The organism is Pedobacter sp. 01N416, assembly GCF_056399685.1.
On the sequence record NZ_JBFTRT010000146.1, the window covers coordinates 1 to 9,571 of the forward strand.

8 protein-coding genes are annotated in these 9,571 nt (G+C 40.3%); 3 read left to right on the top strand and 5 right to left on the bottom strand.

Going from position 1 to position 9,571, the window contains the following annotated elements; translation table 11 throughout:
• Nucleotides 1–239: 239 nt before the first annotated feature.
• Nucleotides 240–404 (bottom strand): hypothetical protein, encoded by a 165-nt coding sequence (locus AC1DND_RS10110; protein WP_477581303.1) that lies wholly within the window; start codon nt 402–404, stop codon nt 240–242.
• A gap of 291 nt (nt 405–695) precedes the next feature.
• Here AC1DND_RS10110 and tal point away from each other — a divergent pair, with 291 nt between their 5' ends.
• Complete coding sequence (gene tal / locus AC1DND_RS10115; protein ID WP_477581305.1) at nt 696–1,787, top strand: transaldolase; 1,092 nt, start codon at nt 696–698, stop codon at nt 1,785–1,787.
• 38 nt (nt 1,788–1,825) lie between these two features.
• Here tal and AC1DND_RS10120 read toward each other — a convergent pair whose 3' ends face one another.
• Nucleotides 1,826–2,215 (bottom strand): VOC family protein, encoded by a 390-nt coding sequence (locus AC1DND_RS10120; RefSeq protein ID WP_477581307.1) that lies wholly within the window; start codon nt 2,213–2,215, stop codon nt 1,826–1,828.
• 29 nt (nt 2,216–2,244) lie between these two features.
• Nucleotides 2,245–2,799: a dihydrofolate reductase family protein gene (locus AC1DND_RS10125; RefSeq protein WP_477581309.1), complete on the bottom strand. Its 555-nt coding sequence runs from the start codon at nt 2,797–2,799 to the stop codon at nt 2,245–2,247.
• 135 nt (nt 2,800–2,934) lie between these two features.
• Between AC1DND_RS10125 and AC1DND_RS10130 the strand changes: the two genes are divergently transcribed.
• On the top strand, nt 2,935–3,903 hold the full coding sequence (locus AC1DND_RS10130) for a GlxA family transcriptional regulator (RefSeq protein WP_477581311.1): 969 nt from the start codon (nt 2,935–2,937) through the stop codon (nt 3,901–3,903).
• Between the two features lie 4 nt (nt 3,904–3,907).
• On the opposite strand, the gene AC1DND_RS10135 is transcribed toward AC1DND_RS10130, so the two are convergent.
• Together AC1DND_RS10135 and AC1DND_RS10140 are read right to left on the bottom strand one after the other, a co-directional pair.
• On the bottom strand, nt 3,908–5,506 hold the full coding sequence (locus tag AC1DND_RS10135; RefSeq protein WP_477581313.1) for a solute:sodium symporter family transporter: 1,599 nt from the start codon (nt 5,504–5,506) through the stop codon (nt 3,908–3,910).
• Between the two features lie 10 nt (nt 5,507–5,516).
• Nucleotides 5,517–6,533 (bottom strand): GntR family transcriptional regulator, encoded by a 1,017-nt coding sequence (locus tag AC1DND_RS10140; RefSeq protein ID WP_477581315.1) that lies wholly within the window; start codon nt 6,531–6,533, stop codon nt 5,517–5,519.
• A 336-nt stretch (nt 6,534–6,869) separates the two neighbouring features.
• On the opposite strand from AC1DND_RS10140, the gene AC1DND_RS10145 reads away from it, so the two are divergent.
• Nucleotides 6,870–9,571: SusC/RagA family TonB-linked outer membrane protein (locus AC1DND_RS10145; protein ID WP_477581317.1), on the top strand; the 2,702-nt coding region annotated here is incomplete at its 3' end.

The window sequence follows — 9,571 nt, forward strand, 5'->3', positions numbered from 1 at the left end:
TCATCATATAGCAGATGGTATTGCTTTGTTCGCAGCCGAAAACAGATTACAACTGATAATTGCCGTTCCGAAGCATCACAGTTTTTTTGAAAGCCTGTTTCACCAAAGTCTCACTAAAAGACTGGCCTATCATACGCATATTCCATTGTTATTGTTTAAAGAAACACATTGATAACTGCATAGCTCATAATGTAATGTATAGCAATGATGTAGCTTTATAAGCTGTTCAAAGTGAGAAGCTATTTTTTACCTAACCTTTTTCGTAAGCTTTCTTCTGCCTCTTTTAGCTCATCTTTTTCAGCAAGCGGCTCCTGCGTCTTTGGGTTTTTTAAACTTACGCTGGCTACCTTGGCCAATGCCTTATCGATATCGCTATTGCGCGGTTTCTTAACTTTCTTTTCCATGATGACTGAGATTTTTATTTAATTTTCTTAAAACCTATGTATTCTCATTTTTGGCGAAATTAATTTATTTAAATATGTTTTCAATTGATTTTTAAAACAGTTCGGTTTTCTATTTTGTTTTATTAAAATCATACGTCTCCGCCTAACCAGAATATTTTGGTTATCCAATTGCGCTTTCAGAATATATGGTCTTTATATAGGCGTAATACCTCATCTCAGGCCTTAAATTATTTGAAAGGAATAAAACGGTTATCTAAAAAAATGTAATCGTTTAAAAATAAAAACAGCGCCATGGAAACGAATAATATAAAACAACTGCGTGAGTTTGGCCAAAGTATCTGGCTGGATTTTCTAGACCGTAAACTCATCACTTCAGGTGGTTTAGCAAAACTGATTGAGCAAGATGGTCTTCAGGGGATGACTTCTAATCCCGCCATTTTCGAAAAAGCAATCAGCAGCAGTTCAGACTACGATGAGCAGATTAAAACGCTCGCCTATAATTACCCAGATAACGAAGCAATCTTCTATTGGTTAGCCATTAGCGATATCCAAAATGCAGCAGACCTGTTTAAGCCTTTGTTTGACAGGGGCGAAGATGGATATGTTAGTCTTGAAGTTTCGCCCCGCCTGGCCCACGATACCAATGGAACGATYAAGCAGGCGGTAGAATTGTGGAGAAGAGTAGATAGGGAAAATGTTATGATCAAAATACCAGCAACAGTTGAAGGCCTGCCCGCAATCCGCAGAGCTATTAGTGAAGGATTAAACATTAATATTACACTGCTTTTTGCGTTAGACAGGTATGAGCAGGTGGCAGAAGCTTATCTTTCTGGTTTGGAAGACCGCGTAGCAGCAGGCCAGCCCATTGATCATATTGCCTCTGTAGCCAGCTTTTTTCTCAGCAGGATAGATGTACTCGCTGATCCTATATTGGAGACCAAAGGCCTAACGCAAATGAAAGGTGAGGTTGCCATTGCCTGTGCCAAAAAAGCCTACCAGATTTATAAACGTATTTTCGCTGGAGAACGCTTTCAGAAACTTCAGGCTATGGGCGCAAAACCACAACGGCTTTTATGGGCAAGTACAGCAACGAAAGATCCTTCATTTCCAGATGTCAAATATGTGGAAGCATTGATTGGGAAGGATACGATCAATACCGTTCCAACAGAAACACTGGAAGCCTATCGTGATCATGGCCAGCCTGAAAACCGTTTAGAGCAAGATTTAGATAAAGCAAAGCAGGTTCTGGAACAGCTTAAAGAGATCGGAATAGATTTAAACAGCTTAGCTAATCAATTAGAAAAGGAAGGCATTGAGAAATTTAATAAACCTTATGATCAATTACTTCTGGCCATAGAAGAGAAAAAACGGCAGATTAACTAAAAAAAAGCGGCCTGTATTATCGCAGACCGCTTGTATACTTATTTCCATTTTAATATGTTAAACTTATGCCCATCTGGGTCGGCAAAAGCACAGCCGTACATGCCTTGAAATTCTTCTGGTGGCGAGAATACAGAACCGCCGGCATCTTTTACTTTTACGGCCCAGTCATCTACTTCTTCCTTTGTTTCGGCCGAAATGGTAAATATAACTTCATTGCCCTTGCTCAAATCGGCTAATTCGCCTTTCATGCCCTTTTTTAAACTATCTTCCTTAAAAAAGTGTATCACAAAATTATCCTCGCCAAATAAAAAGCTGGCCAGTTCATCGCTCTCGTGCCCTGCATTTTTTTCGAAACCTAGTTTGGTGTAAAAGGCTCTGCTTTTCTCTACATTTTTAACGCCTAAATTGGCCCAGATTTTTGTTTTCATAATTATAGTATTTAGATATTGATTCTTAATTATATTGCCTCATAACTCAATAATACGGTACCACTTTTAAAGCTTCGGGTATCAGTTAATTTCAAATTTAATTGTCTTTGCATACCACTAAAAATAGAAGCTCCCTTGCCAATGGCTACCGGATCGATCATTATTTGATAGGTATTAATCAGACCTGCTTCGGCCAGTTGTGTGCTCAGATTGCCGCTGCCTAAAATGGTAATATCTTTTGGAGATGTTTTCTTCAGCTCGGCTATTTGAGTCAATATATTTCCGCTCGTTATCCGTGTATTTTGCCAGTTGGTATGCTGCAAGGTATTGCTACACACAATCTTTTCAGCCTGGTTCATACCCTTGGCTACCTCGGGCATTGCCTCAATGGCATTTTGAGATGGCCACCACGATGCCATCATTTCGTAAGTAATCCGGCCGAAGAGCAGGATGTTATCATGCTCCAGATTTTTTGCGCTAAACTCACCCTCTTCCTGGCCGTGCTGATGCCAGTCGATACCATTGTTGGCATCTTTATAGTAGCCATCCAGACTGATAAAATTGAATACACTTAATTTGCCCATTGTTTCTGTTGTTTTATCTGTTACAAATCTCTGTAGATTATCGACATCATTTAGGTGGCATAAATGACAACTTAAGGGCGTGAAAGTGACAAATAAAATACTTAATTTAGTTAGCATTAAAATAATGATTTAAGCATGTTAAAAGTTTGCCTTTATATTTTCGACGAGGCTGTCCCTTCATCGGTTACCGGAGTAATAGATTTATTGAGTGGTGCCAACCGTTATATGGAGCGTGCTGGTAAAAAGCCTGTATTTGCGCTAAGTTTGGTTGCAGAGAAAGATCACGAAATTCCCTTTCACTTTAACAACATCAACATCGAGCAGTTAAATTATGAGGAAATTCAACAAGCTGATCTGATTATTATTCCGTCATTTAGTGTTGGTAACGAGGGCGTGTTGGGCCGAAACCAAGCGGCTGTTAAATGGATCAAAGAAATGTACGCCAGTCGGACAGAAGTGGCCAGTTTATGCGTGGGTAGCTACTTTTTGGCAGAAGCGGGTTTGCTTGATGGTAAAGAAGTAACCTCACACTGGGCTGTAGCAGCCGATATGCAGAAACGTTACCCTAAAATAAGAATGAAAAACGATTTGGTAACCACCGACCAGGACGGGGTTTATACCAGTGGCGGAGCATTCTCTTCTCTTAAATTGATCCTCTACCTGATCGAGAAATTTTGCGGCCGCGAAGCTGCGCTGTGGATCAGTAAAATGTTTGCCATTGAAATGGATAGAACCAGCCAGGCGCATTTTAAGGTATTTACAGGCCAGCATCAGCATGATGATAAAGACATTTTGAAAGCCCAGCAGTATATTGAAGAAAACTACCAGAATGAAATCACGATGGACGAGGTATCCAGTCTGGTTAATATGGGAAAACGTAATTTTATCCGTCGGTTTAAGGCCGCTACCAATAATACACCCTTCGAATATCTGCAAAGGGTACGAATAGAATCAGCAAAAAAAGCCATCGAAATGAACCATAAAGATCTGCCGTTTATTATGGAAGATACAGGCTATAATGATTTGAAAGCATTCAGGAAAATCTTTAAACGCATTACGGGGCTATCGCCTATGGAATACAAACGAAAATATGCGAGGGCTTAAATCATCAATTAACGAGGAATGTAGGGGAGAACAATAAAAACAATAAAACCATAATCAACAATAAGAGTCCATTAACCCAATAACGGTTTTTCCAGGGCTTTAAATCAACAACCTGTTTGTTCTGGGCTACATAGGCAGTTTCCAATGGGTATAATCTTCCAATAATGAGCATAATGGCGGTGGTAACAACAAAAAGAATAGCCAGTACATGCAGGAAGTGGATGCCGGTATCAAATACCATTTGCGTAAGTATGTAGGCTACAAAGCAAAATCCCAAGCCTATTTTTGCCGCAATTGGCGGAACTTTTTTGGTTGCAAAGCCAACAAACATAATGGTAAAGATGGGGATACTGAATGCTGCATTTATCTTTTGCATGAAGGTATAAAAGCTATCATTAGAAAATATAAATAAGGGCGCAATGAACATGGCCAATAAAGAAGCAAACATTTCAAATCTTTTCGAGCTTTTTAACATCTTGGCCTCGGTAACCACAATACCTTTCTTTTCTTTGGCTGGTTTGTAAATGTTGAGGATAAACAATGTACTAGCGCTGTTCAGCCCTGGAGAAAATGAGGTAATAGCAGCGCCAAAAATAACGGCAGCAATAAAACCGCTGAGTACAGGGGGCGATACATCGCTTACCACCCTCGAAAAAACTTCAGTCGTGTTTTGCATGTTGCTGTACATATGAACAGCAATAATTCCCGGCAGCATAAATAATAAGGGCCCAAGAAGTTTGCCCGCACAGGCCAGAGCAATTCCCTTCTGGCTGGTTTTAAGATCAGAAGAAGCCAATGCCTGTTGCACAATTACCTGTTCCGTACCCCAATAAAAGAGGTTCATTAAAATCATACCGGTAAAAATGGTCGAAAACGGAATGGCATCACCTGTTTTTCCTATTGAATTAAAGTGTTCGGTTTTTGAGGTAAGAATAGTATGCATACCCTGTTGCAGATCTCCATTTCCTACATGCCTCACCCCAAAATAAGCAAGTAACAATGCACCGGTAAACATACAGGCACCCAATACAAGATCAGAAATAACGATGGCTTTTAAGCCGCCCAATATAGAATATAAACTGCCCACAAGCCCGATGCACCAAACCAAAATCCAGATGCTGCTGCCATAACTGATGTTCCAGATATCAGAAAAATGAAACAGGCCATTTAGCGCAACTGCACCACTATACAATACAATAGGCAAGAGGTTAACGAGGTAGCTGATCAGAAAAAGGAAGGAGACGAGTTTTTTGGTTTGCGGATCGTACCGGCTTTCCAGAAAATCGGGGGTGGTAGACATGGCGCCCTTCAAATAAACCGGGATCACAAATTCTGAAACCAATAACATGGCAAATACAGAACTTACGCCCCAGGCCATTACCGTCATATTGTTGATGTATACCGATTCGCTGCTGCCTACAAATTCGGCGGCACTGATGTTGGTGAAGAATAATGCACTTCCCACAGCAGTAAAACTTAAGGTACGATTGGCCAGAAAAAGCCCGGCTGAAGTCGTGATTTTATGCTTTCGGGTTTTGATCCAGGAAATCAATGCAACAAGAAAGGTTACCACTATAAAAGTAACGAGCGCCGTAGTATTCATGTGCTTTAGCTTATAACGAATTTCTTCTGATGAGTACTGTTGGAATGATTTCCTGTATTTTTTCTTTTTTCAGCACCGCATGCGCAACTTTTTTGCCCATTAACGAAAAATCGGCCGAATAAGTTGTAATGCCCCCGCCTATAAGTTCTTTTACCACCTCATCGTTATGCGAAAGGATGCCGATATCTTTTCCCACCTGTAGCTGCTTTGCTTCGCAATCTTTCAATATTTTCCAGATTTCGGAATTGTTCAGTGTAAAGTAAACCTTGCCTTTTTCTACACTTCCAGGCTCATATTCATTTATTATCCTGGTATTTACAGCGAAATCTTTCGTAAACTTTTTAAAGGCCCTGATAATTTCGACTGGATCTAACGAACCAGGAACATGAAAGAAAATCATTTCATCGAACTTTTTTATGGTATCGGCAAGTTCGGCTAAAACTTGGTAGGTAGATTGCTCAAATTCCTGAGTAACATAATTAAATTCACCTTTTAAGGCTTCGTAACGGTCGAACATGATCAGTTTGTTGCTCGGTAAGCTATCTAACAGGTGTTTGGTTTTAGGATGTGGAATTGGCGAAATTACATAAACACCATATTTACCTTTAATCATATCCAGCATGGTTTCGAACATGGTAATATTGCCGTGATGAAAGAAAACATCGATGTGCACATTTGGCCCAAGTTCATTCCTGAAATTACGGTAAAACTGCTCCTGGAAAGAATCAATCAGGTACATCAGTAGCGCTACCTTTAAGGTTTGTTCGGTATCGTCGTTAGCCACAAAATACCCTAAACGCTTTTTCGATTCCACTATACCGCGGCTAATCAACTCGCGATAACCTTTCATTACCGTTTCGCGGGCAAAACCAAGCTCTTTAATCAAAACATTGATAGAGGGGAGCGCTTCACCCTTAGAAATAATCCTTTCATCAATGGCATTAATAAAACCCTGAACAAACTGCTCATGTTTTGAATAAGAGGGTATTTCTTCGAGTTCCTGTATTTTTTCGAAAATAGTTATCATAAAGTAGATTGGGCTACACTAGTCTATAGGTTTGTAATTCTGCTTTGCCTTTTAATTTACAAGGTAATAAAATTCAGTTAATCAACAATCGAAAAAATATTCCATATCTCATTTTTGTCTCATGTTGAACTGTAAAGATAGGTTATGTAACAATAAAGGCACAAAATTGCCTGTTTTTGTTAAGAGGTAACCTAATACTGAGCGCGTTTTTTTTACAAAAGCCAAAAATAAGTTTTGCAATTCTAATAAAAGATCATTTATATTTACATAATAATAGAACAGAATAGACTAGATTAACTAGATTATCTTTTTATTTTCAACCAAAATAAACCAAATATGAACTTAAAACTTACTTTTCAAAAGTTAGGCTATCCCGATCTGCTCTGGAAAAAGCTTATTTTATTACTGCTCTTTTTTGCTGTTTGTGTCCCCTCGTTTGCCCAGCAAATGATTTCGGGCAGGGTAACAGACAATGGACTAGGATTGCCAGGCGCTTCGGTTAGGGTAAAGGGAACCCAAAAAGGCACAAAAACAGATCCTGATGGAAGATTTAAACTAAGCGTTCCGGCTAATGCCATTTTAATATTTAGTTATGTGGGTTATACCGATCAGGAAATTGCTATAGGTGATAAAACCAACATTGATGTACAGCTGGCAGAAACATCAGGCTCAGGCTTAAATGATGTAGTAGTGGTAGGTTATGGTACGAAGAAGCGGGCAAATTTAACGGGTGCAGTTGCCACAATCAGTGGAGCTGAACTGGCAAAATCTCCTTCAACCAACCTTACCAATTCTATTGCTGGTCAGGTTCCGGGCCTTATTGTAAATACCAGAAGTGGTGAGCCGGGTAATGATAATGCTGATGTGTTTGTTCGCGGTAAAAGTACTTTAGGGAGCACGGGTGCCCTGGTCGTAATTGATGGGATTCCAGACAGATCAGGCGGCTTTGCCAGGTTGAATCCAGCTGATATCGAATCTTTTACGGTGATCAAAGATGCAAGTGCTGCAATTTATGGTGCACGATCGGCAAATGGCGTTATCCTCATTACCACAAAAAGAGGTAAATCTGGTCGGCCAGTATTTTCGATTGGTACCAACTGGGCTACAACACAGCCTACGCGTGTACCAGAAATGCTGAGCGCCTACCAATATGCACGGGCTACGAATGAATACGATGCTTTAGTTGGTCAGCAATTAACTTGGAAAGCAGAGGATATTGAAAAATTCCGTAGCGGATCTGACCCGCTCGCGTATCCAAGCAGCAACTGGTGGGATGCGGTAATGAAAAAACGTGCATTACAACAAAACCACATTCTTTCGCTTAGCGGCGGAACGGATAAAGTGAGTTATTTCTTTTCAGGTCAGCACCAGAAACAAGATGGTATCTATAAACGCGATGCCGCTTATTATACACAAGACCAGGCGAGGGCAAATGTAGATGTGAATGTGACCGATAATTTTAAAATGGGTGTAGATGTGAGTTATCGCAACGAATTCCGCAATGCAGCCAAACGTGGCTATGATGCTGGTGGAATTTTTAGAGAGTTGTGGCTAGCCTATCCTTACCTTACCCCAATATATAACAATGATCTTGTTGGTGTGGGTATTGGAGGCGGTCCGGATAACAGTATGGTTTACATTACTTCTGGAGAGGCCGGATACCAAAAATTCACCACTGATTATTTGCAAACTAAGGCATCTTTTAGCTGGAAGCTGGATAAGGTGACCAAGGGACTTTTCGTGGATGGATATTATGCGTTTGACAAGACCATATCGAAAACAAAATCGTTTACCAAAACACCACCTCCGGCATACCGCTATAATCCTGCAACAAAGGGATACACCCAGGTGGTTTCTTCGATTACGCCATCGCTATTTGAGCAACGCGGCGATATTAATCAAGGTTTATTAAATTTAAAACTAGGTTATTCAAAAACAATCAGCGATCATACTTTTGATGCTTTTGTTGCTTTCGAAAGCTTTAAAGGCAATACTGATATCATTAATGCCAACAGGTCAAATTTTCTCAGCAATAGTTTAGATCAGCTTTTTGCAGGAAGCCTTATCGGTCAACAGAACAATTCGAGTGCTGCAAAGGCCGCACGAGTGAATTACATCAGCCGGTTTTCTTACAATTATAAAGGTAAGTACCTGTTAGATTATACCATGCGTTACGATGGCTCTCAGAATTTTCCACAAGGAAAACGTTATGGTTTTTTCCCAGGAGTATCAGGAGGGTGGCGTATTTCGCAGGAAGATTTCTTCAAATCGGATGTGATCAACGAGCTGAAATTGAGGGCATCATGGGGTAAGACTGGTAATGATGCCGTTTCTGCCTTTAACTATTTGCAAACCTATTTGCTTGGTAGCGGCTATGGCTATTCTTTGGGTTCTGGCGCTTCGCAGGTTTCTTCGCTGGTATTAGGGCCAACCCCAAATCCGAACATTACTTGGGAGCTGGCCAATACTACCGATATTGGTTTAGAAACACAGTTTTTTAAAGGAAAGTTAGGTGTTAATATCGATGTATTCAGATCGCTGCGCTCTAATATTCTAATCACCAGAAGTGAATCTGTTCCAGGATACACAGGTTTAACGCTGCCGAGTGAAAACCTCGGGAAAGTATTAAACCGTGGAATAGAAATGGAGGTTTTATACCACAACACCATTGGTGATTCTTTTAAATACAACGTTAGGGGTAATATCACTTTCGCAAGGAATAAGGTCATCTTTATGGATGAAGCCGCGAATATTCCGGATTATCAACGCAAAACCAACATCCCGATTGATTCGTGGTTCCTGTACCAGAGTGATGGTATTTATCAAAATCAACAGGAAATTAACAATACGCCGCATCCGGCAGGTACGGGGGTAGGCGATATCAGATATAAAGATATAAACAATGATGGTGCAATTAATGATTTGGATAAAGTGAGAACACCACTTACCCGTACACCAGAGATTATGTTTGGTACTTCTTTTGGCGCAAGCTGGAAAAACATAGATTTTACGGTTTTCTTTCAGGGACAGGCAAGGGC

Excerpts from the sequence above, each read along its gene's own strand:
- AC1DND_RS10110 (WP_477581303.1), bottom strand. The coding sequence starts at position 404 with ATGGAAAAGAAAGTTAAGAAACCGCGCAATAGCGATATCGATAAGGCA.
- AC1DND_RS10120 (WP_477581307.1), bottom strand. The coding sequence starts at position 2,215 with ATGAAAACAAAAATCTGGGCCAATTTAGGCGTTAAAAATGTAGAGAAA.
- AC1DND_RS10125 (WP_477581309.1), bottom strand. The coding sequence starts at position 2,799 with ATGGGCAAATTAAGTGTATTCAATTTTATCAGTCTGGATGGCTACTAT.
- AC1DND_RS10130 (WP_477581311.1), top strand. The coding sequence starts at position 2,935 with ATGTTAAAAGTTTGCCTTTATATTTTCGACGAGGCTGTCCCTTCATCG.
- AC1DND_RS10135 (WP_477581313.1), bottom strand. The coding sequence starts at position 5,506 with ATGAATACTACGGCGCTCGTTACTTTTATAGTGGTAACCTTTCTTGTT.
- AC1DND_RS10140 (WP_477581315.1), bottom strand. The coding sequence starts at position 6,533 with ATGATAACTATTTTCGAAAAAATACAGGAACTCGAAGAAATACCCTCT.